At 70.5% G+C, this 26,544-nt stretch carries 25 protein-coding genes, 1 tRNA gene and 1 pseudogene; 17 read left to right on the top strand and 10 right to left on the bottom strand.

Annotated elements, in window-relative coordinates:
* Together O7620_RS03640 and O7620_RS03645 are read right to left on the bottom strand one after the other, a co-directional pair.
* Complete coding sequence (locus tag O7620_RS03640) at positions 1 to 459, bottom strand: hypothetical protein (protein WP_278121857.1); 459 nt, start codon at positions 457 to 459, stop codon at positions 1 to 3.
* Positions 456 to 776 (bottom strand): hypothetical protein, encoded by a 321-nt coding sequence (locus O7620_RS03645; RefSeq protein ID WP_151491689.1) that lies wholly within the window; start codon positions 774 to 776, stop codon positions 456 to 458. Before O7620_RS03645 ends, O7620_RS03640 begins: the two co-directional genes overlap by 4 nt.
* Positions 777 to 1,011: 235 nt before the next feature.
* Between O7620_RS03645 and O7620_RS03650 the strand changes: the two genes are divergently transcribed.
* The 4 genes from O7620_RS03650 (at position 1,012) to O7620_RS03665 (ending at position 5,421) form a co-directional block, all read left to right on the top strand.
* On the top strand, positions 1,012 to 1,377 hold the full coding sequence (locus tag O7620_RS03650) for a YciI family protein (protein ID WP_151491690.1): 366 nt from the start codon (positions 1,012 to 1,014) through the stop codon (positions 1,375 to 1,377).
* A 132-nt stretch (positions 1,378 to 1,509) separates the two neighbouring features.
* Positions 1,510 to 2,892, top strand: a complete 1,383-nt coding sequence (locus O7620_RS03655) for an FAD-binding oxidoreductase (protein WP_192580396.1) — start codon at positions 1,510 to 1,512, stop codon at positions 2,890 to 2,892.
* A 199-nt stretch (positions 2,893 to 3,091) separates the two neighbouring features.
* Positions 3,092 to 4,540, top strand: coding sequence for a pyruvate kinase (pyk, locus tag O7620_RS03660; RefSeq protein ID WP_151491692.1), 1,449 nt, complete (start codon positions 3,092 to 3,094; stop codon positions 4,538 to 4,540).
* Positions 4,537 to 5,421 carry an acyl-CoA thioesterase II gene (locus tag O7620_RS03665; protein WP_151491693.1) on the top strand — a complete coding sequence of 295 codons (885 nt, stop codon included), beginning with the start codon at positions 4,537 to 4,539 and terminating at the stop codon, positions 5,419 to 5,421. Before pyk ends, O7620_RS03665 begins: the two co-directional genes overlap by 4 nt.
* Before the next feature lie 51 nt (positions 5,422 to 5,472).
* Here O7620_RS03665 and O7620_RS03670 read toward each other — a convergent pair whose 3' ends face one another.
* Positions 5,473 to 6,141: a YceI family protein gene (locus O7620_RS03670; protein WP_278121858.1), complete on the bottom strand. Its 669-nt coding sequence runs from the start codon at positions 6,139 to 6,141 to the stop codon at positions 5,473 to 5,475.
* Between the two features lie 221 nt (positions 6,142 to 6,362).
* Here O7620_RS03670 and O7620_RS03675 point away from each other — a divergent pair, with 221 nt between their 5' ends.
* Both O7620_RS03675 and O7620_RS03680 read left to right on the top strand, forming a co-directional pair.
* A complete protein-coding gene (locus tag O7620_RS03675; protein WP_007462839.1) occupies positions 6,363 to 6,827 on the top strand; it encodes an Rrf2 family transcriptional regulator in 465 nt (154 codons plus the stop codon).
* 208 nt (positions 6,828 to 7,035) lie between these two features.
* Positions 7,036 to 8,019: a sulfite exporter TauE/SafE family protein gene (locus O7620_RS03680; RefSeq protein WP_278121859.1), complete on the top strand. Its 984-nt coding sequence runs from the start codon at positions 7,036 to 7,038 to the stop codon at positions 8,017 to 8,019.
* A gap of 34 nt (positions 8,020 to 8,053) precedes the next feature.
* On the opposite strand, the gene O7620_RS03685 is transcribed toward O7620_RS03680, so the two are convergent.
* Entirely contained in the window at positions 8,054 to 8,512 is a 459-nt protein-coding gene (locus tag O7620_RS03685; protein WP_347403787.1) for a pyridoxal-dependent decarboxylase, read from the bottom strand.
* Between the two features lie 178 nt (positions 8,513 to 8,690).
* Here O7620_RS03685 and O7620_RS03690 point away from each other — a divergent pair, with 178 nt between their 5' ends.
* On the top strand, positions 8,691 to 10,922 hold the full coding sequence (locus tag O7620_RS03690; protein WP_278121860.1) for a cellulose binding domain-containing protein: 2,232 nt from the start codon (positions 8,691 to 8,693) through the stop codon (positions 10,920 to 10,922).
* Positions 10,923 to 11,122: 200 nt separating this feature from the next.
* Here O7620_RS03690 and O7620_RS03695 read toward each other — a convergent pair whose 3' ends face one another.
* Both O7620_RS03695 and O7620_RS03700 read right to left on the bottom strand, forming a co-directional pair.
* Complete coding sequence (locus O7620_RS03695; protein WP_278121861.1) at positions 11,123 to 12,166, bottom strand: LLM class flavin-dependent oxidoreductase; 1,044 nt, start codon at positions 12,164 to 12,166, stop codon at positions 11,123 to 11,125.
* 12 nt (positions 12,167 to 12,178) lie between these two features.
* On the bottom strand, positions 12,179 to 12,658 hold the full coding sequence (locus O7620_RS03700) for an Lrp/AsnC family transcriptional regulator (protein ID WP_151491697.1): 480 nt from the start codon (positions 12,656 to 12,658) through the stop codon (positions 12,179 to 12,181).
* Positions 12,659 to 12,741: 83 nt separating this feature from the next.
* Between O7620_RS03700 and O7620_RS03705 the strand changes: the two genes are divergently transcribed.
* Positions 12,742 to 13,920, top strand: a complete 1,179-nt coding sequence (locus O7620_RS03705; protein ID WP_278121862.1) for an aminotransferase class I/II-fold pyridoxal phosphate-dependent enzyme — start codon at positions 12,742 to 12,744, stop codon at positions 13,918 to 13,920.
* Here the strand turns inward: O7620_RS03705 and O7620_RS03710 are convergent, their stop codons facing one another.
* Positions 13,921 to 14,571 (bottom strand): NAD-dependent epimerase/dehydratase family protein, encoded by a 651-nt coding sequence (locus O7620_RS03710; RefSeq protein ID WP_278121863.1) that lies wholly within the window; start codon positions 14,569 to 14,571, stop codon positions 13,921 to 13,923.
* A 116-nt stretch (positions 14,572 to 14,687) separates the two neighbouring features.
* On the opposite strand from O7620_RS03710, the pseudogene O7620_RS03715 reads away from it, so the two are divergent.
* Positions 14,688 to 15,233, top strand: a pseudogene (locus O7620_RS03715) (alpha/beta hydrolase); the annotation flags it as partial.
* 362 nt (positions 15,234 to 15,595) lie between these two features.
* Here O7620_RS03715 and O7620_RS03720 read toward each other — a convergent pair.
* Positions 15,596 to 15,672 (bottom strand) — tRNA-Leu (locus tag O7620_RS03720).
* 105 nt (positions 15,673 to 15,777) lie between these two features.
* On the opposite strand from O7620_RS03720, the gene O7620_RS03725 reads away from it, so the two are divergent.
* The 8 genes from O7620_RS03725 to polA all read left to right on the top strand — a co-directional run bounded on the left by O7620_RS03725 (position 15,778) and on the right by polA (position 25,722).
* A complete protein-coding gene (locus tag O7620_RS03725) occupies positions 15,778 to 16,401 on the top strand; it encodes a response regulator (RefSeq protein WP_151491700.1) in 624 nt (207 codons plus the stop codon).
* Between the two features lie 51 nt (positions 16,402 to 16,452).
* Positions 16,453 to 17,649: a hypothetical protein gene (locus tag O7620_RS03730; protein WP_278121864.1), complete on the top strand. Its 1,197-nt coding sequence runs from the start codon at positions 16,453 to 16,455 to the stop codon at positions 17,647 to 17,649.
* A 208-nt stretch (positions 17,650 to 17,857) separates the two neighbouring features.
* Positions 17,858 to 19,024, top strand: a complete 1,167-nt coding sequence (locus O7620_RS03735; RefSeq protein WP_151492352.1) for a branched-chain amino acid ABC transporter substrate-binding protein — start codon at positions 17,858 to 17,860, stop codon at positions 19,022 to 19,024.
* 110 nt (positions 19,025 to 19,134) lie between these two features.
* The gene (locus O7620_RS03740; protein ID WP_278126849.1) at positions 19,135 to 20,085 is read left to right on the top strand and encodes a branched-chain amino acid ABC transporter permease; all 951 of its coding nucleotides are present in this window, start codon (positions 19,135 to 19,137) and stop codon (positions 20,083 to 20,085) included.
* A complete protein-coding gene (locus tag O7620_RS03745) occupies positions 20,082 to 21,272 on the top strand; it encodes a branched-chain amino acid ABC transporter permease (RefSeq protein ID WP_278121865.1) in 1,191 nt (396 codons plus the stop codon). The genes O7620_RS03740 and O7620_RS03745 overlap by 4 nt, the downstream gene beginning before the upstream one ends.
* Positions 21,265 to 22,185 carry an ABC transporter ATP-binding protein gene (locus tag O7620_RS03750; RefSeq protein WP_278121866.1) on the top strand — a complete coding sequence of 307 codons (921 nt, stop codon included), beginning with the start codon at positions 21,265 to 21,267 and terminating at the stop codon, positions 22,183 to 22,185. Before O7620_RS03745 ends, O7620_RS03750 begins: the two co-directional genes overlap by 8 nt.
* Positions 22,175 to 22,885 (top strand): ABC transporter ATP-binding protein, encoded by a 711-nt coding sequence (locus O7620_RS03755; RefSeq protein WP_278121867.1) that lies wholly within the window; start codon positions 22,175 to 22,177, stop codon positions 22,883 to 22,885. Before O7620_RS03750 ends, O7620_RS03755 begins: the two co-directional genes overlap by 11 nt.
* 137 nt (positions 22,886 to 23,022) lie before the next feature.
* A complete protein-coding gene (polA, locus tag O7620_RS03760; protein ID WP_278121868.1) occupies positions 23,023 to 25,722 on the top strand; it encodes a DNA polymerase I in 2,700 nt (899 codons plus the stop codon).
* Positions 25,723 to 25,884: 162 nt separating this feature from the next.
* On the opposite strand, the gene O7620_RS03765 is transcribed toward polA, so the two are convergent.
* Together O7620_RS03765 and O7620_RS03770 are read right to left on the bottom strand one after the other, a co-directional pair.
* Positions 25,885 to 26,232, bottom strand: coding sequence for a DUF3140 domain-containing protein (locus tag O7620_RS03765; RefSeq protein ID WP_347403750.1), 348 nt, complete (start codon positions 26,230 to 26,232; stop codon positions 25,885 to 25,887).
* 105 nt (positions 26,233 to 26,337) lie between these two features.
* Positions 26,338 to 26,496, bottom strand: coding sequence for a hypothetical protein (locus O7620_RS03770; protein ID WP_278121869.1), 159 nt, complete (start codon positions 26,494 to 26,496; stop codon positions 26,338 to 26,340).
* Positions 26,497 to 26,544: the final 48 nt, after the last annotated feature.

Here is a 26,544-nt window from a genome sequence, read left to right on the forward strand (position 1 = left end):
TCAGGCACCGGGCGCGTACCAGGTCACCCCGACGGCGGCGACCAGCAGTGCGGTGCAGAGCAGCACCAGCCACACCCCGGTGCGCAGGAACCGGACCGCCGCCAGGGCCTCCAGATGGTCGCCGAGCGGGGCCGGCGGGAGGTCCGCCACCGGGGTCACCGTCAACCGGCCGTGCGCCGCGCGCAGCAGCGCCAACGCCCCGCCCACGCCGGCGGCCAGCGCGGCGAGCAGCAGCACCCCGACCAGCGCCCCCCAGCCGGACGCGAGGGTGGTGACGTCGGTGCGGCCCCGGATCAGGCTGAACCCGACCAACGCCACCAGCAGCCCACCGAGACCGTTGCGCCAGGCCACCGCGGCCGCACGCACCCGCTCCAACTCGCCGCGCAGCAGACCCGCCACCTGCTGGGCGCGGCGCAGGTCGGCGACGGTCGCGGGCGGCCCGGGACGCAGCCGGATCATGCCTCGACCTCCAGCCGCAACGTCCAGTGCGCGCCGCACCCGCGCAACCCGAGCGGCCGGGCCGGATGGTCGGCCTCGCACTCGCAGAGCACCGTGCGGTAGTCCGGATCCGACGCCACCACCGAGGCGTCCCGCCGGTACAGCCCGTCGACGAGGGTGCTGGTCATCGAGTGGTCGCAGCGGGGGCACCGCCCGCTGAGCTGCACCGCGAACTCGAACTCGCGCACCGCGAAGCCCGCCGCGGCCCGCGCCGCGTACGCCTCGTCGGTCACCTCGGCGTACGGCAGCGCGCCCGCCGCCGGCTCGTCGTCACCCATCCCGACCTCCCAAAGGCCCGCCGCCCGGATCGTCCACCGTAGTCGGTCACGGCACCCCGACCGGGTGGACCAACGGGTCGACGTCCGCATCGATCGTCGATGCCCGGCGCCAACCCGACCGGGGTCAGTTGCGCCGAGCGACCCGTACGGCCGGCACCGGCGTGCGACGCTGAGGCTCGTGCCGGCGACACCGGCCGGGCCGGTACGTGCCGGCGCGACGGCGGAGGGAGCACCCATGGCGGGAGTGCCGCAGCTCAACTTCGCGCTCGACACGTACGAGTGCATCGTGATCTATCCCGGCGCGGCCGGACGGGCCCTGCCCGCCGAGACCGTGCAGCGGTTGCAGGCCGAGCACACCGAGCACATGCAGGCGTTGCAGCGCAGCGGCATCATCCTGGTCGCCGGCTCGGTGGACGGGCCGGCCCGCAACCCGGACCCGCCGATCGGCTTCGGGCTGGCCCGCACCGGCAGCGTCGACGACGTCCGCAGCGTCCTCGAAGCCGATCCGGCCGTGCAGGCCGGTCTCTACCGGGTGGACGTGCTGACCTTCCTCTGCCCGGCCGGTTCACTGGAGTTCCCGCTGGTGAAGACTCAGAGCTGACCTGGCGGTCCATCGGTGGCTGTCGTGATGGTGACGGCGTCCGGCCGCCCGCCGGTGCTACGGTCGCGCCCTGCGCGGGCCGCCGCCGGGGCGTACCCGGCGCCACTGGTCGGCCCCGGTCGAGGAGTCGCCATGATCTCCGCCGCCAGCCCCGACGTCGCGTCCGCCGCAGCCCGGCTGCGCGCCCTGCTCGGTGACCGGCTGCACGAGCCGGGCGATCCCGCCTTCGACACCACCACCCGGCTGTGGAACGGCGCCGTGGACCGTTCGCCCGCGCTGGTCGCCGAGTGCCTGGACGCCGACGAGGTCGCCGGCGTGCTCCGCGTCGCCGCCCGGTGCCACCTGCCGGTGTCGGTCCGCTCCGGCGGCCACGACTGGGCCGGGCGGGCGTTGCGCGACGGCGGTGTGGTGCTCGACCTGACCGGACTGCGCGCGGTCGACATCGACGCGGACACGGCCACGATCACCGTCGGCGGCGGGGTGACGGCGGCCGGTCTGCTGGCCGCCGCCCACCCGTACGGCCTGGTGGTGCCCACCGGCACCGTCCGGGACGTGGGCATGGCCGGGCTGACCCTGGCCGGCGGTTACGGCCCGCTGTGCGGCCGGTTCGGGCTGCCCCTGGACAACCTGCTCGGCGCCGAGGTGGTCCTCGCCGACGGCCGTCGGGTCACCGCCGATCCGGATCACGACGCCGAGCTGTACTGGGCGCTGCGCGGTGGCGGGGGCAACCTCGGCGTGGTCACCGAGCTGCGCTACCGCGCGCACCGGCTGCCCGGCGTGCTGGCCGGCATGATCATGTTCGCGTTGGCCGAGGCGCCGGCCGTGCTGCGCGGCTACGGCGCGCTGCTCGCCGAGGCCCCGGACGAGCTGACCGTGATGGCCGGCTTCCTGCCCGGCCCGGCCGGCGAGCCGGTGGTCTTCGTCTGCCCGTTCTACAGCGGCCCGGACCTGGACGCCGGGCAGCCGTGGATGGACCGGCTGCGGGCGCTGGGCACGCCGCTGGTCGACCAGATCACCCCGATGCCGTACGCGGACGCGGTGCGGATGTTCGACGGCGGGATGGTCGACGGCAACCACTATCTGCTGCGCACCCGCTGGCTGCCGGGGCTCACCGACGGCGCCGTGGACACACTCGTCGACGCCGCCCGGCAGGTCAGCTCGCCGTACTCCGCGGTGGCCCTGCACCACTTCCACGGCGCGGCCACCCGGGTCGGGCTCGCCGACACCGCGTTCGGCCTGCGTACCGACCACGTGCTCACCGAGATCATCGCGGTCTGGGCGCCGGGGGAGGAGGCCGGACCGCACCGGGACTGGGCCGAGCACACCTCGGCGGCCCTCGCCCCGCTCGCCCTGCCCGGCGGCTATCCGAACCTGCTCGCCCCGGAGGAGACCGACCGGGTCCGGCTGGCCTACGGCCCGAACTGGGCGCGCCTGCGGCAGGCCAAGCGGCACTACGACCCCCGCGACCTGATCACCGCGGTGCCCACCCTGCCCCCGTCGGGGCACCGCGGGTGAGCCGCCGCCGGGAGCACCCCGAGGGTGTACGCGGGCGGAGGCGTACGATTCCGGGCGCGCGGTCGCCGTTGCCCGTCGCCACAACGTTCCCGGTGCGGTTCTGCCCGCCGGCCCGACGTGCACCGCGCGTCGTTGGACACCTGTTCCGCTGCCTGCAAGGGGTCGGCCACGAATCCGACCCGAAGGAGAGACTAGCCTGATGGGCGTGACACGCCGCGCGAAGATCGTCTGCACTCTTGGCCCCGCCACCTCGTCCCCGGAGCGCATCCGGGGCCTCGTCGAGGCCGGTATGAACGTGGCGAGGCTCAACTTCAGCCACGGCAGCCACGCCGATCACGAGGCGGTCTACCGGCTGGTCCGGGAGGCGTCCGAGGCGGCCGGCAAGCCGGTGGCCGTCCTCGCCGACCTGCAGGGGCCCAAGATCCGGCTTGGCCGGTTCGCCGACGGCCCGCACGAGTGGCGTACCGGCGACTCGGTCGTGATCACCGGCGACGACATCGTCGGCACCAAGGAGCGGGTCTCCTGCACGTACCGCAAGCTGCCGCAGGAGGTGAAGCCCGGTGACCGCCTGCTGATCGACGACGGCCGGGTCGCCGTCGAGGTCACCGACGTCACCGGCAACGACATCCGCTGCCTGGTCACCGAGGGCGGTCCGGTCTCCAACAACAAGGGCGTCTCGCTGCCCAACGTGGCGGTCAGCGTTCCCGCCATGTCGGACAAGGACGCCGAGGATCTGCGCTTCTCCCTCGGGCTCGGTGTCGACCTGGTCGCCCTGTCCTTCGTCCGGTCGGCCGAGGACATCAAGCTCGTGCACGGGATCATGGCCGAGGAGGGCGTGTTCCGGCCGGTGCTGGCCAAGGTCGAGAAGCCGGAGGCCGTGGAGCACCTCGAGGCCATCGTGCTGGCCTTCGACGGCGTGATGGTCGCCCGCGGTGACCTCGGTGTCGAGATGCCGCTGGACGAGGTCCCGCTGGTGCAGAAGCGGGCCGTGCAGCTGTGCCGGGAGAACGCCAAGCCGGTCATCGTGGCCACCCAGATGCTCGACTCCATGATCGAGAACTCCCGCCCCACCCGGGCGGAGGCCTCCGACGTGGCCAACGCGGTGCTCGACGGCGCGGACGCGGTGATGCTGTCCGGCGAGACCAGCGTCGGCAAGTACCCGGTGCTGACGGTCAGCACCATGGCCAAGATCGTGACGACGACCGAGTCCGGCTCGATCGGCGTGCCCCGGCTGCAGCACGACCCGCGTACCCACGGCGGCGCGCTCACCGTGGCCGCCTCGTCGATCGCCCGGGCCATCAACGCCAAGGCCCTGGTCGCCTTCTCGCAGACCGGCGACACCGTCCGACGGCTCTCCCGGCTGCACTGTGACCTGCCGCTGCTGGCCTTCACCCCGGTCCCCGAGGTGCGTGACCAGCTCGCCCTGACCTGGGGCGTGGAGACCTTCCTGATGCCGTTCGTGCAGCACACCGACGACATGTTCCGCCAGGTCGACCAGGCGCTGCTCGGCCTCAACCGGGCCAACCCGGGCGACTACGTGGTGATCGTGGCGGGCAGCCCGCCCGGCACCCCCGGCTCGACCAACACGCTGCGCGTCCACCAGCTGGGCTCGCTGGTCGACGCCGCGTCGGCGCGGGCACTGCAGTGAGCGACGGTCGGGTCGCGGTCGGCCAGGCGGCGGTGGACCAGCTGCTGGAGGTACTGGACCTCGACTCGACCGGGGAGATGACGTTCCGGGGGATGAGCCCCCGGGTCGGCCCGCAGCGGGTGTTCGGCGGCCAGGTAGCCGGTCAGGCCCTGGTCGCCGCCGGCCGCACGGTCGACCCGGAGCGGTTCGTGCACTCCCTGCACGGCTATTTCGTCCGCCCTGGCGACCCGGCCGAACCGATCGCCTACCAGGTGGAGAACATCCGCGACGGTCGCTCCTTCTCGGTGCGCCGCGCGGTCGCCCTCCAGCACGACAAGCCGATCTTCTTCATGTCGGCGTCCTTCCAGCGGGCCGAGGAGGGGCTGGACCACCAGGCGCCGGCCCCGCCGGACGTGCCCGCCCCGCAGGACGTACCGACGATGAGCGACCGGTTGGCCCGCTACCCGGAGCGGCTGGGCATCTGGGGTCAGATCCCGCGCCCCATCGACGTGCGTTACGTCGGTGAGCCCGGCTGGGTCCGCCCCGGTGACCGGCCGGCCGACCCGCACCAGCGGGTGTGGATGCGCATCGACGGCAAACTGCCCGACGACCCGCTGCTGCACGCCTGCGCCCTCACCTACGCCTCGGACCTCACCCTGCTGGACTCGGTGCTGTCCGTACACGGCGAGGTGTGGGGGCCGGGCGGTGTGGTCGGCGCGAGCCTCGACCACGCCCTCTGGTTCCACCGGCCGTTCCGCGCCGACGAGTGGTTCCTCTACGACTGCTGGAGTCCGTCGGCGTCCGGCGCGCGAGGGCTGGCCACCGGCCGGATGTTCACCACCGACGGCCGGCAGATCGCCAGCGCCGTGCAGGAGGGTCTGCTGCGCCGCGTCGGCGCCTGAGCCCGCTCGGCCCGGTCCCCGCCAGGTACGCACCTGGCGGGGATGCGCACATCAGGGCTGGCGGATGGCCTCGCCGGCGATCTCGATCTGCACGGTTTTGCCGACCAGCACCCCACCGCTCTCCAGGACGACATTCCACAGCAGGCCGTAGTCCTCGCGGTTGATTTCGGCCGTCGCGCTGAAACCGAAGATGTTCTGCCCGTACGGATCCTGACGAGCGCCACCGAAATTCACCTGCAGGTCGACGGCCCGGGTGATTCCCTTCACGGTCAACTCGCCGGTGAGGACGAATCGTCCCGGCGCCGAGTCCGACTGCGGCGGGGAAATGTGACTTCTGCCTCGTCCGCCGAGCCGGTGGTTACGCAACCGCGCCCATTGGAAGATGGGGTCCTCGTTGCCCTTCCATTCGATGCCCGTGCTTCGATATTCGAGGGTGGGGTAGCGCTCCACATCGAGGAAGTCGGCACTCTTCAGGTGCGTGTCCCGGTCGAGGGTGCCGGTGGTGATGCTCGCCGTCTCGATGGTCGCGGTCACGGACGAGAGCAGCGGATCCTCCGCCACGAAGACCTGCGCGGATGCCTCGGCGAACTCGCCGCGCACCGGGCTCACCATCATGTGCCGGGACAGGAAACCGATCCGCTTGTGCGCCTGATCGAGACGATAGGTGCCGGCGACCGGGATGGTCATGCCATCCCAGATGCGTGTGGCGACATCGGTCATCGTGTTGCCTTCCCCCCGAGCTGATCCGGGTGTTTATCAATATGTCTTTGGAGGCCGCCCAAAGGGTCAGACAGTCGTACTCCCCGCCCAGCATAGGACGCTTGGCCGCGGCATTTCGGGCCCCACCCGACGGTGGATCATGACGCACCTCACCGGCGACGTGGATGATCGGCTGAGGGCCGCCCGTACGGCCGGATGGTCACCGGGCTAACCTTGCCGACATGCGCCTTTCCGCCCGGGTCGACTACGCCCTCCGCGCGGCCGCGGAACTCGCCGCGACGGCCAGCGGCCCCGGGCGCGGACGGCCGGTCACGGCCGACCAGATCGCCCGAGCCCAGGAGATCCCGCCGAAGTTCCTGGAGAGCATCCTGTTGCAGCTGCGCCGGGGCGGCATCGTGCACGCCCAGCGCGGCCCGGAGGGCGGCTACTGGCTCGCCCGCCCGGCCGAGGAGATCTCCCTCGCCGAGGTGATTCGCGTGATCGACGGCCCGCTCGCCCACGTACGCGGACAGCGCCCGGAGCAACTCGGCTACCACGGCCCGGCTCGTGCGCTGCAGGAGGTCTGGATCGCCCTGCGGGCCAGCGAGCGGGAGATCCTGGAGTTGGTCAGCGTCGCCGACGTGGCCGCGGGCACGCTGCCCGCGCGGGTCACCGAGCTGGCCGCCGACCCGCGCGCCTGGATCTGACCCGGCACCTCGCCGCCGCGTTTCGGCCTGCGTCCGGGTGTGGGCCTGCGCCCGTGTTTCGGCCTGCGCCCGTGTTCGGCCTGCGTCCGCGTTTCGGCCTGGGTCGGCGGCTGGCGTCCCATCCACCGATCGGGGGCTTGACCCTGGCAGTCCGGTGCCGCATTGTCGACCAAGTCGATAGGAGATGCCGAAAAGTCAGGGGGCGCTCGTGCGCAAGCTGCTGGTCCTCGCTCTGGTCGGGCTCGTCGCGCAGCTGGTCGACGGTTCGCTCGGCATGGCGTATGGGCTGACCTCGTCCACCCTGCTGCTGGTCGCCGGTGTGGCCCCGGCCGCCGCCTCGGCCTCGGTGCACCTGGCCGAGATCGGCACCACGCTCGCCGCCGGGGTGGCCCACTGGCGGTTCGGCAATGTCGACTGGCGGGTGGTGACCCGCATCGCGCTGCCCGGTGCCATCGGCGCGTTCGCCGGCGCCACCCTGCTCAGCTCCATCTCCACCGAGTCGGCCGCGCCGTGGATGGCCGGCATCCTCTTCACCCTCGGGGCGTACCTGCTGGTCCGCTTCGCCCGCCCCCTGCGCACCGATCGGATCGGCGGGCGGCTACGTGGCCGTTTCCTCGGCCCGCTCGGCCTGGTCGCCGGCTTCGTCGACGCCACCGGCGGCGGAGGCTGGGGTCCGGTCGCCACTCCGGCCCTGCTGGTGTCCGGCCGCCTGGAGCCGCGCAAGGTGATCGGCTCGGTGGACACCGCCGAGTTCGTGGTCGCCGGCGCCGCCAGCGTCGGCTTCCTGATCGGGCTCGGCACCGAAGGGTTCCTGCTGCCCACCGTCGCCGCGCTGCTCATCGGCGGGCTCATCGCCGCCCCGCTGGCCGCCTGGCTGGTGCGCATCGTGCCGGCCCAACTGCTCGGCGCGGCGGTCGGCGGCGTGATCGTGCTGACCAACGCCCGCACCCTGATCCGGTCCGCCGAGCTGGACGGCCCGGTCCGCCCGACGCTGTACGCCCTGCTGGCCGCCGGCTGGCTGGCCGCGCTGGTGCTGGCTGTGCGAGCGCTGCGGAGAACCCGCCGGGCCCGTGCCCTGGCCGCCGAGGCCGCGAGCGCTTCCCCCGGCACCCCCGCCGGCGCAACGGATGCTGCGCCCGCCGACGTGAGCGCGGCCGATCTGGCCATCTCGGGTACGCGACACCCACGCTGACCCCCCGGTCCTGCCCCGTCCCAACCCGACCTGGTCACCTGCTTGAGCAGCCGACCCGCGCCGATCTTGCGCCTTCGGTTGTTGACGTGGGCAGGAATGCCCCTTGTGTCGGGACAGAAAGCGCAAGATCGCGGAGTGGGGGGAGTGTGGGTCGGCGATCATGGAGTTGTGGTGCCCGACTTGTAGACTTACGGGGTTTTTGTTGCCCACCACAACTCCATGATCGGCGAGGCGGTGCCGCTGGCGAACAGCCGTCCCGCCGCACGGCCAACCAGAAGGCGTCGCAGTCGAACCCGGTGGGCAGCCACTTGTGCGGGTCGACGCAGTACGAATCGGCGTACTCCAGGCCGGCGTATGACCAGCGCAATTCGGGGCAGACGGCCGCGGAGTCGGCGTACGCGGCGTCGATGTGCAGCCAGATGCCGTACTCGGCGCAGATCGCCCCGATCTCCGGCGGCGGGTCGATGCCGGGAAGGCAGTAACGGTCGTCGATGTTGCGGACCGGAAAGCGCTTGCCCTACGATGCGGCGTGAGTCGGATCCGTGAGTTCCAGGGCGTTCACCCCCGATCAGACCGCCGTCCGTCGCCGTCGCGACGGGAGGGTCCACCGTGCTTCCCGGGCAGGGCCGGTTGGACAGCAGCGGTCGTCACCGGATCCCCGGAGGCAGTTCATGCACCCGTCCAGACAACGGCTGATCGTGCTCGCCGCCTCGACGGCGGCAGCCGTCGTGGCCGGCACCGTCGGCGCGGTCGTCGCCTCGGCCGCCGCCGTCGGCTGTCGTGTCGACTATCAGGTCACCAACCAGTGGCAGGGCGGCTTCGGCGCCAACGTCACCGTCACCAACCTCGGCGACCCACTCAACGGCTGGGCGCTGACCTGGTCGTACGCCGCGGGGCAGCAGGTCACGCAGGCGTGGAGCGCGGCCGTCACCCAGTCCGGCGCGCAGGTCACCGCGCGCAACGTCGACTACAACGCCGCCATCGCGACCAACGGCACCGCGGCGTTCGGCTTCAACGCCTCGTGGACCGGCAGCAATCCGGCGCCGACCAGCTTCGCGCTCAACGGCGTCACCTGCACCGGCGCGCCACCCACCGACGGCCCGACCACACCACCGCCGACCACACCACCGCCGACCACACCACCGCCGACCGGCAGCGGGATGCAGATGGAGAACCTCGACCGGGGCCTCGTCAGCGTCCGCTCCGGCAGCGGCAACCTGGTCTCCTGGCGGCTGCTCGGCACCGAGACCTCCGGGGTGGCGTTCAATCTCTACCGGGGCTCGACCAGGGTCAACTCCAGCCCGATCACCGGGGCGACCAATTATCTCGACAGCGGCGCGGCGGCCGGTTCGGCGTACACCGTGCGGGCCGTGGTGGACGGCGCCGAGCAGGCGGCGTCGGCGCCCGCCCTGCAGTTCGGCAACGGCTACCTGGACGTGCCGTTGCAGGTCCCGGCCGGCGGCAGCACCCCCAGCGGGGAGAGCTACACCTACAGCGCCAACGACGCCTCCGTCGGCGACCTCAACGGCGACGGCAGCTACGAGATCGTGCTCAAGTGGGATCCGTCGAACGCCAAGGACAACTCCCAGTCCGGCTACACCGGCAACGTCTACGTCGACGCGTACACCCTCACCGGCACCCGGTTGTGGCGCATCGACCTGGGCCGCAACATCCGCGCCGGCGCGCACTACACCCAGTTCCAGGTGTACGACTACGACGGCGACGGCCGCGCCGAGGTGGCCATGAAGACCGCCGACGGCACCCGCTCCGGCACCGGCCAGGTCATCGGCTCGTCGTCGGCCGACTACCGCAACTCCAGCGGCTACGTGCTGTCCGGCCCGGAGTACCTGACCATGTTCAACGGCCAGACCGGCGCGATCGCCTCCACCGTCACCTACGACCCGCCACGGGGCACCGTCTCGTCCTGGGGTGACTCGTACGGCAACCGGGTCGACCGGTTCCTCGCCGGCACCGCGTACCTCGACGGGCAGCGCCCGTCACTGATCATGGCCCGGGGCTACTACACCCGCGCGGTGATCGCGGCCTGGGACTTCCGCGACGGCACGCTGCGCAAGCGCTGGACGTTCGACTCGAACGCCTCCGGCAACGGCGCCGCCGCCGGTCAGGGCAACCACCAGCTCTCCGTCGCCGATGTCGACGCCGACGGCCGCCAGGAGATCGTGTACGGCGCCGCGACCATCGACGACAACGGTCGGCTGCTCTACTCGACGGGCAACGGGCACGGCGACGCCCTGCACGTCGGTGACCTCGACCCGGGCCGTGCCGGCCTGGAGGTGTTCAAGGTCGACGAGGACGCCAGCAAACCCAGCTCCTGGTTCGCCGACGCCCGTACCGGTCAGATCCTCTGGTCCACCGCGGCCTCGGGCGACAACGGCCGCGGGGTGTCCGCGGACATCTGGTCGGGTAGCCCCGGCGCGGAGTCGTGGTCGTCGGCGGTCGCCGGGCTGGCCAACACCCGAGGGCAGAACGTCGGCCGCAAGCCGTCGTCGGCCAACTTCCTCGCCTGGTGGGACGGCGACCCGGTGCGGGAACTGCTGGACGCCACGAGGATCGACAAGTACGGCACCGGCGGCGACACCCGACTGCTCGACGGCAGTCAGGTGGCGTCCAACAACGGCACCAAGTCCACGCCGGCGCTCTCCGGCGACATCGTGGGGGACTGGCGTGAGGAGGTGATCTGGCGGACCACCGACAGCCGGGCGTTGCGCGTCTACAGCACACCCACCCCGACCAGCACCCGGATCCACACCCTGATGCACGATCCGCAGTACCGGGTGGCCGTCGCCTGGCAGAACACGGCTTACAACCAGCCGCCGCACCCGGGGTTCTTCATCGGCGCCGGAATGGCGAACCCGCCGACCCCGAACATCTACCTACGTTGATCTGACCCCTGGCGGTCCCGACCGGGGTCGCCTAGGGTGGCAGGCACCGGGCCGCAGCCGCGGAATCCGCTCAGCTCCGGCCCGGTGCGCCACACCGCGGCATTCCCGACCCGTCCCGACCGGGAATGCCGTACCACCACCGGCACTAACGTTAGGCACCGTCCGGGTCGCGGGGGTGACGCTGACGTGAAGATCGTGTTTCACGCGTCCCGGTGCAGGCCGCCCGCCACCTGTTCGGCGATCAACTCGTACGAGCGCACCCGGTCCTCGACGTCGTACACCAGCGTGGTCAGCATCAGCTCGTCCGCGCCGGTGCGCTCCTGCAAGTCGGTCAACTGCCGGCGCACCGTCTCCGGCGAGCCCATCGCCTGACCGTCGCGGCGCGCCACGACGAACTCCCGCTCGATCTCGGTGTACGGGTACGCCGCCGCCTCGTCGGGCGTCGACAGCGGCTCCGGCCGGCCGGAGCGCAGCTTCAAAAACGACAGGGCGGCAGGGCCGGCCAGCCACTCGGCGCGTTCGTCGGTGTCCGCGCAGACGGCGTTGACCGCCACCATCGCGTACGGCTCGTCCAGCCACTGCGAGGGCCGGAAGTTCTGCCGGTACAGCGCCAGCGCCGGCAACGTGTTCGCCGAGCTGAAGTGGTGCGCGAAGGAGAACGGCAGACCGAGCAGGCCAGCGAGCTGCGCGCTGAAACCGCTGGACCCGAGCAGCCACACGGCCGGCTGCTCGCCGCGACCCGGGGTGGCGATGATCTGCCCCGGCTTCTCCCCGCTGAAGTAGTTCATCAGGTCGGCCAGCTCGCGCGGGAAACCCTCCGCCGACAGGCCCTCCATCGTCCGCCGCAACGCCAGTGCCGTCACCTGGTCGGTGCCCGGCGCCCGACCGATGCCCAGGTCGATCCGACCCGGGTGCAGCGCCTCCAGGGTGCCGAACTGCTCGGCCACCACCAGCGGCGCGTGGTTGGGCAGCATCACCCCACCCGACCCGAGGCGGATCGTCGAGGTGTTCGCGGCCAGGTGCGCCAGCAGCACGGCGGGTGCGGAACTGGCGATCGCCGGCATGTTGTGGTGCTCGGCCACCCAGAACCGGTGGTAGCCCAACTCCTCGGCACGCCGGGCCAGCTCGGTGGTGGCCCGCAACGCGGCGCCAGCGGTGGTGCCCTTCGCGACCGGAGCAAGATCAAGAACAGACAACGGTACGGTGATCACACGTGGTGCCAACTCCCCGGCCTGGGAGTTCATTCCTCTTTCCGCTCAGCCCATCCCGCGGGCCTGCTCGAAGATCAGGCTGGTCTGGGTGTGCTGCACCACCGGATCCACCGCGAGATGATCCAGCACGAAGTCGCGCAACGCGTCACCGGACGCCGCCCGCACGTGCAGCACGTAGTCCTCCGCGCCGGCCACGTGGAACACCGACACCACACCCGGCAGCCGCACCGACCGGGCCCGGAACGCGTCCACCGCCGCCCGCTCGTGCGCGGTCAGCCGCACCGACACCAACGCCTGCAACGGCAGACCCAGCGCGGCCGGATCCACCTCGGCGTGGAAACCGCGGATCGCGCCCCGCTCGCGCAGCGCCCGCGTACGGGTCAGGCACGTCGACGGCGCCACCCCCACCCGCTCGGCGAGGGCGTTGTTCGGCAGCCGGCCATCCGCGGCCAACTCGGACAGGATCGCGCGGTCCACCTCGTCCAGGGGCGGATACGGCCGCACTTCGTTCGGCTCAGGGGGCATCCCGCCATCCTCGCCCGAATCAAACGCCTAAGCCAGGGTCCTTGGCAGAATCATCTACTGATCCATTGCCTCTAGGCAGGTGGATGTTCGACGCTACCGGCATGACGACGTTGGACACCCGAGCCGTACACGCCGGCCGCGACGACCTGCGCGCCCTCGGCGTACACGTACCACCGATCGATTTCTCCACCACCAACCCGCTGCCCTCGGTCGACGACGGCGGCGCCTCCTACGAGCTGCTCGCCACCGGCGGCCCCCTCCCCGCCGACGGCAGCGCCGTCTACCAGCGGCTCTGGAACCCGACCGTCGCCCGCTTCGAAACCGCCCTCGCCGAGCTCGAAGGCACCGACCAGGCCGTCGCCTTCGCCAGCGGCATGGCCGCCCTCACCGCCACCCTGCTCGCCGCCACCCGCGACGGCCGTCGACACGTCGTCGCCGTCCGACCCCTGTACGGCGGCACCGACCACGTCCTCGCCACCGGGCTCCTCGGCACCACCGTGACCTGGGCACACCCCGACCAGGTCACCGCCGCCCTGCGACCCGACACCGCGCTGGTCATCGTCGAGACGCCCGCCAACCCCACCCTCGCCCTCGTCGACATCGCCGCCCTCGCCACCGCCGCCGGCGACGTCCCCCTGCTCGTCGACAACACCGTCGCCACGCCCGTGCTCCAGCAACCCGCCCGCCACGGCGCCGCCCTCGTCCTGCACAGCGCCACCAAGAGCATCGGCGGACACGGCGACGTCCTCGCCGGCGCCGTCGCCTGCGACCGCCACTGGGCCACGAAACTGCGCCAGGTCCGCGCCGTCACCGGCGCGATCCTGCACCCACTCGGCGGCTACCTCCTGCACCGTGGCCTGCAGACCCTGCCGCTACGGGTCCGCGCCCAGCAGGCCACCGCCGAGAAGATCGCCGGCTGGCTCGCCGACCACCCCGCCGTACACCGGGTGCACCACCCCTCCGTGCACGACCCGGCGGCGCTGGTCGGTCGTCAGATGGCCGGACCCGGCAGCCTGCTCGCCTTCGAGGTACGCGGCGGCGCCTGCGCCGCGGCCGCCGTCGCCGGCGCCTGTCAACTGATCACCCACGCGGTGTCCCTCGGCGGCGTGGACACCCTCATCCAGCACCCCGCGTCACTCACCCACCGGCCGGTCGACGGCGACGCGAAGCCCGCCGCCGCGCTGCTGCGCCTCTCGATCGGCCTCGAAGATCCCGAGGACCTGCGCGCCGACCTCGCCCGCGCCCTCGACACGATCGCCTGATCAGCGCAGTTCGCGGTTGCCCAGCACCCGGGTCGGCGAACCCTCCCGGGCCACCCGCAGCATCGCCCGACCGATCCCGTCGGTCGTGGTCACCTGGTTCGGCAGCAGCCGCCGCAACACCGGGAACAGCGGACGCGTGACCGCGTACCCGAGCCGGTACCACCGGGTCTTCGACACCGCCCCGTACGTCGGCTGGATGTACCCGGGCCGCGCCGCGTACCCGTTGGGCAGCAGGTCGATGATCGCGTTCTCGGCCCGACCCTTCACCCGCGCCCACATCACCCGCCCCTGACCCGACGAATCGGTCCCCTGCCCCGAAACGTAGACGAACGTGACCTGCGGGCTCACCTCCGCCAACAACCGCGCCGCGGCCAGCGGATAGTCGTAGCTGACCCGCGTGTACGCGGCCTCGGCCAGGCCCAACGACGACACACCCAGGCAGTAGAAACACGCGTCCACACCGGTCAACTCGGCACGCAGCGCCGCCAACTCACCCACGTCCGCGACCGTCAACTCACGCAGCTTCGGGTCCTGCCGACCCGTCGGCCGCCGCCCGACCGTCACCACCTCCCGCACGTCATCGGCGAGCAGACACTCGCGCAGCACGCCCTGACCGACCATGCCGGTCGCACCGAAGATGACCACCCGCATCAGTTCCACCCCTGTCGACGATCCCGCCACAGGCTCCCACGGTCGGCATGACCGCCGATGCCCGGGGAAAACAGCCCCGCTGACCGAGACCGGCACAACCGGCAGGGGAGACGAACATGCCGTTCATCTCGGTGGGCACCGAAAACAACACCGCCATCGACCTCTACTACGAGGACCACGGAGCCGGCCAACCCGTCGTGCTCATCCACGGCTTCCCCTTCAACGGCGCCACCATGGAAAAGCTCGCGAATCCGCTGCTCCAGGCCGGTTACCGGGTCATCACCTACGACCGCCGCGGATTCGGCGCCTCCAGCCAACCCGACACCGGGTACGACTACGACACGTTCGCGGACGACCTCAACACCCTCATGACCGAACTGGACCTGCGTGACACCATCCTCGCCGGCCACTCCATGGGCACCGGCGAAGTGACCCGCTACCTCAGCAGGTACGGCTCCGACCGGGTCAGCCGGCGAATCCTGCTCAGTCCGCTCGCGCCGTTCCTGCGTAAGACCTCGGACAACCCCGAAGGCGTCGACGGCAGCGTCTTCGACGGCTTCAAGCAGGCCATCGCAGCCGACCGGTTCGCCTACCTCACCGCCTTCTGCACCAGCTTTTTCAACTACGACCAGACCAAGGGCAAACAGGTCAGCGAGGAAGCGTTCTGCCGCGCACGATCACCCGGTTGGCGAACCGGCAGCCGTCGGGGTGGAACAAGCCGCGCAGGAAGTCACCCGGACGCGTCGCGACGATGTCCCAGTGCCAATCGGCGAGAATGATCGGACGTTCGTGTTTCCTGCCGGGACCATGCTGGGGAAGCAGACGGATCTGTCTGATTCTTGACCTCGGGCCGGACCTTCTCGGCTCGACCTGGTGCTTGCACCAGGCCCTGACCGTCGGATACGGAAGTCTCAGACGCCTCGCAACCTCAGCGACCGTACTGCCGGCGAGGTGCTGCTGCCGCGCACGAATGCGTAGTTCAGGTGATGCACATGATGATTTTGGAACAGGCGTACGACACCTTTGGTGCCCCCGGTGGGAGTCGAACCCACACTGTCGGAGGTTTGAGCTCCGCTTCTCTGCCGGTTGGAATACGGGGACGCTTGGCCGAATGCTCTGGTGGCCTCCCATAGGTTACCTACTACGCTGAGGGCGTCGACACCCGGCTGGGCGGGTGTCGGGTTCGAACTGGTGGGGGTAGGACTCGTGGCCGAGATGCCGACGGATGCCGAGCGCAGGCGCGTACTGATCGCCGAGGACGAGGCGCTGATCCGGCTGGACCTCGCCGAGATGCTGGTCGAGGAGGGCTACGAGGTCGTGGGGGAGGCCGGTGACGGCGAGACCGCCGTCCGGCTCGCCGAGGAGCTGAAGCCGGATCTGGTCATCCTCGACATCAAGATGCCGATCATGGATGGGCTGGCCGCCGCCGAGCGGATCGCCGGCGCGCGGATCGCCCCGGTGATCATCCTGACCGCGTTCAGCCAGCGTGACCTGGTGGAGCGGGCGCGGGCCGCGGGCGCGATGGCGTACCTCGTGAAGCCTTTCCAGAAGAGCGACCTGGTCCCGGCGGTGGAGATCGCGCTGTCGCGCTACTCGGAGGTCGCGGCCCTGGAGGCGGAGGTCGCGAGCCTGACCGACCGCCTGGAGATCCGCAAGACGGTGGAGCGCGCCAAGGGCGCGCTGATGACGACGTACGGGATGACCGAGCCGCAGGCGTTCAAGTGGATCCAGCGCACGGCCATGGACCACCGGATGACCATGAAGGAGGTCGCCGAGCGGATCCTCGCGGAGACCGCCGGCGGTGAGGTGACGTCGCAGCCGACGGTCTGACCGTCGCGTCGGGGGCCGCGTCGGGTTGCCCGGATCGATAGCATCACATGCGTGTCGGTCCGGCGTGTGATCGCGGTGTTGGGGGCGGTGACCACGCTGCTCGGCGGCTGTCGGGCCGGCCGGGACGAGGGTCCTCCGGAGCCGGTCCGGCCGCGGTGGGAGGCGTCGGTTCTGCCGGTGCCGCCGGGGTCCGCGGGTCGGCTCGTCGCGCGTGACGCGACGGCCTGCGCGGGTCGGTGGTACGTGGTCGGTGCGGTGGCCGCACCCGATGGCGCGACCCGTCCGGCCGCCTGGGCCAGCGGGGATGGCCGCGCCTGGGCGTCGCTGCCGTTGCGTCCGATCAGTTACTACGGTGAGCGGGCCATCCTCTACGCCGTCGGCTGTCACGAGGGTCGGGTCGCGGTCATCGGGGCGCGGGCGGGCGGCGCGCACGGCAATCCGCGGGTCCGGACGTGGCGGCAGGACGCGGACGGCGGTCTGACCGAGGTGCCGGCGGAGTTCGAGCTGTACGGCGGGCCGGAGGCGGTGAGCGCCAGCCGCATCGCCGGTGGCGCCGGCGGGTGGTTGATCGCGGGCGCCCGCACGGGTGGTGCGGCGGTGTGGCGTTCCCCGGATGCGACCGACTTCCAGCTGGTTGATCGTGCCGCGGAGTTGGCCAGCGATGCGGCTCTGACGACACTCGCCACGGACGCGCTGGCGGTGCCGGGCGGTTGGTTGGTCGGTGGTGGGGGGCGGCCGGCGGGTCGGGCCGATCGTGATCCGTTCGTCTGGATCTCCGAGTCCGGCGTGACGTGGACCCGGTTGGCGCTGCCGGCCACCGGGGACGACGAGATCGTGCAGCGTCTCGTCCGGGTCGGGTCGGCGGTGTACGCCGTGGGGGTGCGGGGGAGCGGGTTCCAGGCGTGGGTGCGGGAGCCGGCGGGCGCGGCGTCGAGTGCCGGTACGTGGCGCGCCGTGGGGCGTTTCGGGGCGACGGGCACGGGCTCGGTGGCCGCCGTCGAGTCGGTGGCCGGCGCCGGCGCCGGCGCTGGTGGCGGGCTGCTGGCGATGACGGTGGCGGCCGGCGGGCATCGGCTGTGGCGGTCCACCGCGGGTGGCTCGTCGTGGGTGTCGGTGCCGCTGCCGGCGGACGTTTCCGCAGGTGGGGACACGTCCGCGGCAACCACTATCTGGGACGGTCGGTTGGTAATCACACTCGACGACGGAGTGGCGGCGAGGGTGTGGTTCGCGCCCTTGGGGGCCGTCTGACGGGTTGTCGACAGGTGCCGATGTGACATCTAAACGCGAGATTCCCCGCGTCTGGTAACGGTTGAGTCAATGCCGCCTACGACACCTTACGGTCAGTAGTGCTTCTGGGATAACGTCCCGCCCCAGACCGGGTGAACGGTCCGGTCCGTTGTCGCTTCGGCGTTCTGCCGGGCGACATCGGGCTTCTGGACGGAGGAGGGTTCCAGCCTTGAGGCAAAACTTCGTGCGCGTCCTCGGCAGCGTCGCCATCGCGGCGCTCATTGCCGGCGGCGCCAGCGCATGTAAAAAGGACGAGGGCACGTCGGACGGTTCCGCCAGCAAGGCGTGCGACCTCAAGATCGGTTTCTTCGGTGCGCTCTCCGGCGCCGACGCCGGCCTGGTCACCCCGATGAAGCAGGGCGCCGACCTGGCCGTGGAGAAGTACAACGCGGAGAACGCGGACTGCAAGGTCACCGTTCAGGCGTTCGACTCGCAGGGCAAGGCCGACCTGGCCGGTGGTCTGGCGACCAGCGCGGTGGCCGACACGAAGATCGTCGGCATGGTCGGCCCGGCGTTCTCCGGTGAGAGCGAGGTCGCGCTGCCGATCTTCGACACCGCGGGTCTGTCGAGCATCAGCCCGTCGGCCACGCGGCCGAGCCTCTCGACGAAGGGTTGGAAGGTCTTCCACCGGGGTGTGGGTAACGACTTCTCCCAGGGCCCGGCGATCGCCAGCTACATCAAGAACGTGCTGAAGTCGGACAAGGCGTTCGTCATCGACGACCAGTCGGCGTACGGCGCGGGTCTGGCCGACGAGGCCAAGAAGGTCCTCGGCACGGCGGTCATCGGCACCGACAAGGTCGTCGACAACGCGCAGGAGTTCGGTGCGCAGATCTCCAAGGTGAAGACCAGCGGCGCGACGGTGCTGTTCTACGCGGGTTACACCGAGGAGGCGGCGCCGTTCCTGAAGCAGCTGCGGGCTGCGGGCTGGACCGGCACGTTCATCGGTGGCGACGGCATCAACGACGCCAACATGCTGTCGGTGGCCGGTCAGAAGGACGTCGAGGGCACCATCGCGACCTGCCCGTGTGGCCCGGCGACCGCGGCCAAGGGCACCTTCGTGACCGACTTCAAGGCCAAGTACAGCGTGGACCCGGGCGTGTACGCCGACGTGTCGTTCGACCTGGCCAACATCTACCTTGAGGCGATCAAGGCTGGCAAGACCACCCGCGCCGACATCCAGGCCTTCCTCTCCACCTACAACAAGGCCGGTTCCGCTTCGGGCGTGACCTACAAGTGGGAGCCGAACGGCGAGCTGGACCCGGCTCAGGTCAAGGTGTGGGCCTTCAAGGCGACCGCCGGTGCGTGGGCTCCTGATGTGGAGATCCCGAAGGCCTGATCCCTTTCTGGGTCACAGGTTTGAGGGCGTGACGAACAGAGTTGTTTCGATGCGGCCGGGGCGTGCAACTCCGGCCGCATCGGCTAAACGCAACACCCTTCGGAGCATCGGTGGACTTTGCAGAACTCGTCCGGGGCTTCCCGGAACTGACCACAACCGGGTTGGTGCAGGGTGCGATCTACGCACTCATCGCCCTCGGCTACACCCTCGTCTACGGCGTACTTCGCCTGATCAACTTTGCGCACTCCGAGGTCTTCATGATCGGCACGTTCGGTGCCATCTGGACCTGGGCGGCCTTCGGGCTCGACAGCAACAGCGGCGCTCCGTCGGTGGGTCGCGCGTTGCTCCTGATCGCACTCGCGATCGTGGCAGCGGCGCTGCTGTCCGGCAGCGTCGCGCTGCTGATCGAGGTTACCGCCTACCGGCCGCTGCGCCGGCGCAACGCGCCGCCGCTGGCCTTCCTGATCACGGCTATCGGGGCGTCGTACGCCCTGATGGAGCTGATGGGGACGTTGACCCAGCGGCGTCAGATCGGCTCGCCGGCCCTGCTGCCCGCCGACACGTTGTTCAGCATCGGCGGCTGGAGCGTCACGCCCGTGCAGATGCTGACGTTGAGCGTGGCCATCATCATGATGGTCGGGCTGGACTGGTTCGTTAACCGCACCCGCTTCGGCAAGGGCATCCGCGCGGTCGCGCAGGACGCCAACACCGCTGCCCTGATGGGTGTCAACAAGAGCCGCGTGATCGCGCTGGTCTTCGTGCTGGGCGGTCTGATGGCCGGTGTGGCCGCTGTCTTCAGTGACATGAAGAGTGGGAACACCCGCTACAACATCGGCTTCCTGCTCGGCCTCAAGGCGTTCTCCGCCGCGGTGCTGGGCGGTATCGGCAATCTGCGCGGTGCGGCGATCGGCGGCATCATGCTCGGTCTGGTCGAGAATTACGGTTCGGCGCTGTTCGGCTCGCAGTGGCGGGACCTCATCGCCTTCGTCGTGCTGATCGTCCTGCTGATGTTCCGGCCGACCGGTCTGCTGGGCGAGTCGTTGGGGAGGGCGCGGGCATGACCGCTCTGCGAGAGCGTTGGCACTCCGCTTCGAGTGCCTTCGGTCGGCGGGTCGACGGGCTGCCGAAGTCCGCCCGGATCACCGGGTTGCTGGCCTTCGTCGCCTTCCTCTACGTCCTGCCGAACAAGTGGTTCTACGAGTACCTGAACATTCCGGGCGTGTGGATCCCGCTCTACACCACGCGCAACGACATGGCGGCGGTGCTGTTCTACTGCGCGTGGATCGTGCTGCTGTCGCTCGGTCTGAACGTGGTGGTGGGGTACGCGGGTCTGTTGGACCTGGGGTTCTTCGGCTTCTTCGCCGTCGGCGCGTACACCGTGGCGTTGTTGACGTCGCCGGAGAGCAAGCTCATCACCGAGTACAACTGGCTGGAGAGCCCGTGGCCCTGGTTGGTCACGGTGCCGATCGCGATCGCCCTGGCACTGCTGTCCGGTGTGCTGCTCGGCGCGCCGACCCTGCGTCTGCGCGGTGACTACCTGGCGATCGTGACCCTCGGTTTCGCGGAGATGATTCGGATCATCGCGAAGAACCAGGACTGGATCCTCAACGGTGACCGGGGCATCCCGCAGGTGGCGCACCCGCCGGGCAAGTACCCGGACGGGTCGGCCATCTTCCAGTTCGAGTTCAAGCCGTACTACTGGCTGCTGCTCACCGTGATCATCGGTGCCGTCTTCCTGATCCGGAACCTGGCGAACAGCCGGGTGGGTCGGGCGTGGGTCGCGATCCGTGAGGACGAGGACGCGGCGGAGCTGATGGGCGTGCCGACGTTCCGCTTCAAGCTGTGGGCGTTCGCGATCGGCGCGGCGGTCGGTGGTCTGTCCGGCACGTTGTGGGCCGGTCAGGCGAACTTCGTCAACTCGTCGACGTTCTCGTTGGAGAATTCGATTCTGGTGTTGGCGGCGGTTCTGCTCGGTGGTGCGGGCAGCATCGGCGGTGCGATCCTCGGTGGCTTCCTGGTCATCTACATTCCGGAGTGGCTGCGGTCGGTGGGTGACGTGTTCGGCCTGCCGGAGACGGCCACCGTCTTCGGTAACGACTTCGACGTGAGCCCGACGTCGTTGCGCTACTTCATCTTCGGGATTCTGCTGATCATCGTGATGATCTTCCGACCGCAGGGTCTCTGGCCGAACCGGCGGCGGGCCGCCGAGCTCAAGGACCGGCAGAAGGAGGTGGCTGTCGTTGAGTGAGCCACGGATGGGCAGCGAGCGCGACGCCACCAGCGAGCGCGACATGGCGATCGACGCGCGGACGACGGTGGGTAGCCCGCCGGAGACCTCGTCGACGCCGGACGAGAGTGCCGGCGAGCCGGCCCCGGCGGTCGACGGTCGTAAGCCGCTGTTGGAGGTCGACCACGTCACGCTGCGGTTCGGCGGCGTGGTGGCCCTCAACGACGTCAACTTCACCCTCTACGAGGGGGAGATCCTCGGGCTGATCGGTCCGAACGGCGCGGGCAAGACCACCTGCTTCAACGCGATGACGGGCGTCTACGCTCCGACGACCGGGCAGATCCGGTTCCGGGGCGAGAAGGTCAGCGGCCGTAAGCGGTTCCAGATCACCAAGCTGGGCATCGCGCGTACCTTCCAGAACATCCGGCTCTTCCCGGAGATGACGGCACTGGAGAACGTGCAGGTCGGCGCGGACGCCAACCACAAGACCAGCGTCCCGAGCGCCCTGCTGCGGCTGCCGCGGCACTGGCGGGAGGAGCGGCAGGGCAAGGAGAAGGCCCGCGAGCTGCTGGACTTCGTGGGCATCGAGGGTCGCGCCGGCGACCTGGCCCGCAACCTGTCGTACGGTGACCAGCGCCGTCTGGAGATCGCGCGAGCCCTGGCGACCGATCCCACGCTGCTCTGCCTCGATGAGCCGGCCGCCGGCTTCAACCCGGCCGAGAAGGTGGCCCTGCTGCAGCTGATCCGCAAGATCCGCGACTCGGGGGTCACCGTCCTGCTGATCGAGCACGACATGCGACTGGTCATGGGTGTGGTGGACCGGCTCGTGGTGCTGGAGTTCGGGCAGAAGATCGCCGAGGGGTCGCCGGCCGACGTGCGCGACGACCCGAAGGTGATCGCGGCCTACCTGGGAGGTGTCGAGGATGCTGCTTGAGATCGACAACCTGAAGCTGCTCTACGGCCGCATCGAGGCGTTGCACGGCATCAGCCTGCACGTGGAGCAGGGCGAGATCGTGGCCCTGATCGGCGCGAACGGCGCCGGCAAGACCACGACCATGAAGGCGATCTCCGGGCTGCACGCCATCTCCGGCGGCAGCATCCGGTTCGAGGGCACCGACGTCAGCCGGCTGCGCGCCGACCTGCGGGTGATCCGGGGGATCGGGCAGTCGCCGGAGGGCCGTGGCGTCTTTCCGGGTATGACCGTCCTGGAGAACCTGGAGATGGGGGCCTACACCCGCAGGGACAAGGCGGACATCGCCAAGGATCTGGCGATGGTGTTCGACCTGTTCCCGCGGCTGCACGAGCGTCGCAAGCAGGCCGGTGGCACGCTCTCCGGCGGTGAGCAGCAGATGCTCGCGGTGGGTCGCGCGTTGATGACCCGTCCGAAGCTGCTGCTGCTGGACGAGCCGTCGATGGGGTTGGCGCCCAAGTTGATCCAGCAGATCTTCGAGATCATCACCCGGATCAACGAGCAGGGCACCACGATCCTGCTGGTCGAGCAGAACGCCCAGCAGGCGCTGTCCCGGGCGCACCGGGGGTACGTGCTGGAGACCGGCCGGATCGTCAAGGAGGGCACCGGCCAGGAGCTCCTGCACGACCCGGCGGTCAAGGAGGCGTACCTCGGCGTGGCCTGAGTTACCCGTGCGACGGCCGGTCATCCCCCGCCGGGGGATGACCGGCCGTCGCCGTTCGGGCCGGGCGTCCGTTTTCGCCTCGGGTCGCCCGGTGCCGCAGGCCGGGGATGTCGGTGCGACGGACTAGAGTCGCTGCCGTGACAGCTACGACGCCGCGCCTGCTTCTCGTCGACGGACATTCCCTGGCATACCGGGCTTTCTTCGCCCTGCCGGTGGAAAACTTCTCCACCACGACGGGTCAGCCGACCAACGCGGTCTACGGCTTCACCTCGATGCTGATCAACGTGCTGCGCGACGAGCAGCCCACCCACATCGTCGTGGCCTTCGACGTCTCCCGCCGCTCGTTCCGCACCGAGAAGTACGCGGAGTACAAGGCCGGCCGCAGCGAGACCCCGACCGACTTCAAGGGTCAGGTCAGCCTCGTCAAGGAGGTCCTGGCCGCGCTGCAGATCCCGGTGGTGGAGATGGAGGGCTACGAGGCCGACGACATCATCGCCACGCTCGCCTGCCAGGCCCGCGACCAGGGCATGACGGTGCTGATCAGCAGTGGTGACCGGGACGCGTTCCAGCTGGTCGGCGACCAGGTCACCGTGCTCTACCCGCGCAAGGGTGTCTCCGACCTGGCGCGGATGGACCCGGCGGCGATCGAGGCGAAGTACGGCGTCGGGCCGCAGCAGTACCGCGACCTGGCCGCGCTGGTCGGCGAGACCAGCGACAACCTGCCCGGCATCCCGGGCGTCGGCCCGAAGACCGCCGCCAAGTGGATCACCACCTACGGCGGCGTGGAGGGTGTGATCGCCCGCGCCGACGAGATCAAGGGCAAGGCCGGCGACAGCCTGCGCGAGCGGCTCGCCGACGTGATCCGCAACTACGAGATCAACCGCCTCGTGTCCGACCTGGAGCTGCCGCTGCGCCCGGAGGACACCCGGTGGACCGGTTGGGACCGGGAGGCGGTGCACCAGGTCTTCGACACCCTGGAGTTCCGCATCCTGCGCGACCGCCTCTACCAGTATCTGGAGGCCGTCGAGCCGGAGGCCGAGTCCGGGTTCGACCTCACCGGGGCGGTGCTCACCGAGCCCGGCGCACTGGCCGGTTGGCTGGCCACCCACGCGCCCGCCGGCACCCCGGTCGGCTTGGCGGTCACGCTCGACACCGGCCCCAACCGTCGGCACACCGCGTCGATCACCGGTCTGGCCCTGGCCACCGCCGGTGGCGCGGCGGCCTGGGTCGACCCGGCCGGGCTCGACGCGACCGACGAGGGCGCCCTGGCCGGCTGGCTGGCCGACGCGCAGCGGCCCAAGGTGCTGCACGACAGCAAGCCCGCCGTGCTGGCCTGCGCCGCGCACGGCTGGGAGTTGGCCGGCATCCAGCGCGACACCCAGATCGCCGCGTACCTGGCCCGTCCCGACCAGCGCTCCTACGACCTGACCGACCTGGCACTGCGCTACCTGCACCGGGAGCTGCGCGTCGACGTACCGGAGTCCGGCCAGCTGACCCTCGACGGGCTGGGTGACGAGGGCGTGGTCGAGCAGAACCTGATGCTCCAGGCCCGCGCCACCCTCGACCTGGCCGACGCGATCGACGCCGAGCTGTCCCGCGACGGTGAGCAGTCCGCCCGGCTGATGGCGGGGGTGGAGCTGCCGCTGATGCGGGTCCTCGCCGGCATGGAGCGCACCGGCATCGCCGCCGACACGCACTACCTCTCCGAGTTGGAGGCGCACTTCGCCGCCGAGGTGAAGGCCGCCGCGCAGGGCGCGTACGAGGCGGTGGGTCGGGAGTTCAACCTGGGCTCGCCCAAGCAGCTGCAGGAGATCCTCTTCACCGAGCTGGGCCTCCCCAAGACCAAGAAGATCAAGACGGGGTACACCACCGACGCCGACGCCCTGCAGTGGCTCTACGCCCAGCAGCCGCACCCGGTGCTGGCCCACCTGCTGCGCCACCGCGACGTCGCCAAGCTCAAGTCGACCGTGGACGGTCTGCTCAAGTCGGTCTCCGACGACGGCCGCATCCACACCACGTTCAACCAGACGGTGGCCGCCACCGGGCGGCTCTCCTCCACCGAGCCCAACCTGCAGAACATCCCGATCCGCACCGAGGAGGGCCGGCGGATCCGCCGGGCGTTCGTGGTCGGCGAGGGGTACGAGTGCCTGCTCACCGCCGACTACAGCCAGATCGAGATGCGCATCATGGCGCACCTCTCCTCCGACGACGCGCTGATCGACGCGTTCAACTCCGGCGCCGACTTCCACGCCGCCACCGCGTCGTCGGTGTTCGGGGTGCCGGTCGACGAGGTCACCCCCGACCAACGTCGCAAGATCAAGGCGATGAACTACGGCCTGGCGTACGGGCTGAGCGCTTTCGGCCTGTCCCAGCAGCTCGGCATCAACACCGAAGAGGCGCGCGGGCTGATGGAGAACTACTTCGCCGGTTTCGGCGGAGTCCGCGACTACCTGCACCAGGTGGTCGCCAAGGCCCGCCAGGACGGCTACACCTCGACCATCCTCGGTCGCCGCCGCTACCTGCCCGACCTGGTCAGCGACAACCGCCAGCGCCGCGACATCGCCGAGCGGATGGCCCTCAACGCCCCGATCCAGGGCTCGGCTGCGGACATCATCAAGGTGGCGATGCTGCACGTCGACACCGCGCTGGGCGAGGCCGGGCTGCGCTCGCGGATGCTGTTGCAGGTGCACGACGAGCTGGTCTTCGAGGTCGCCCCCGGTGAGCGCGAGGCGCTGGAGGCGCTGGTCCGGCGCGAGATGGGTGGGGCGTACCCGCTGTCGGTGCCGCTGGAGGTGTCGGTGGGCGAGGGCCGGGACTGGAACAGCGCGGATCACTGATCCTCTGGTCGGTGCGGGGGTTCCGGGGCAGCCCGAGCCACTCCGGGCGGTCAGGCGTGATCCCTGCGTGGGTCGGGCTGCCCCGGAACCCCGACCTGGGCACTCCGGGCCCGTTGCTGCCGGCCGGCGCCTCGGTGTGCTCGTGGGACGCTGGCCTGCGGTTTACTTCATGGGGTCGTGGCCCCAGTTCATGAGGGACCAGCGCCACTTCGTGTCGCGGACGGCGCCGGACGGGCGCTGGGCCATGTGCCGGCGCACGTAGCCGACCACCTTGCGCATGTGCTTGTAGTCGCCGTCGGACAGGTCGGCACGTTTCCGGCGCAACAGGTTGATGATCTTCCGGCCGGATTCGTGCCCGACCGACTCACCACCGCCGGATCGGCCGCCCTTGTGCCAGCCGACCTGTTTCGACTCGTCCGTCTCCAGCCAGGTGGACAACTCACCGGGCTTCATGTTCACCGCCTCGGTGAACTCCCGGTAGGTGTCCCGGCCGTCGTCACCTCTGCTCATGACGCGGCACCTCGGGGCGGTGGGCCGACCAGGAGACGTGGTCGCCCTTGTGGAACCTCTGTTCGGCCATGCCCTCGGCTACCCGACCCCGTTGCGGCGAAACGACTACGGGGTTATCTCGGCGGTCGGCAGTTTGATGTCGAACGGCTCGGTCATCTCGACCACGTCGGCGCCGTCGGCGACCAACTCGTACTGCCGCTCACCGCCGGGCCCGACCCGATCGCCGATCCGGTACGCGTAGACGTGCACACCCCACGCCGGCACGATGCAACAGCACGTCGGGCTGTCGGCTCGTGTTGTGGCTGAGCCGCA

The organism is Micromonospora sp. WMMD710 (assembly GCF_029626045.1).
Classification (GTDB): domain Bacteria; phylum Actinomycetota; class Actinomycetes; order Mycobacteriales; family Micromonosporaceae; genus Micromonospora.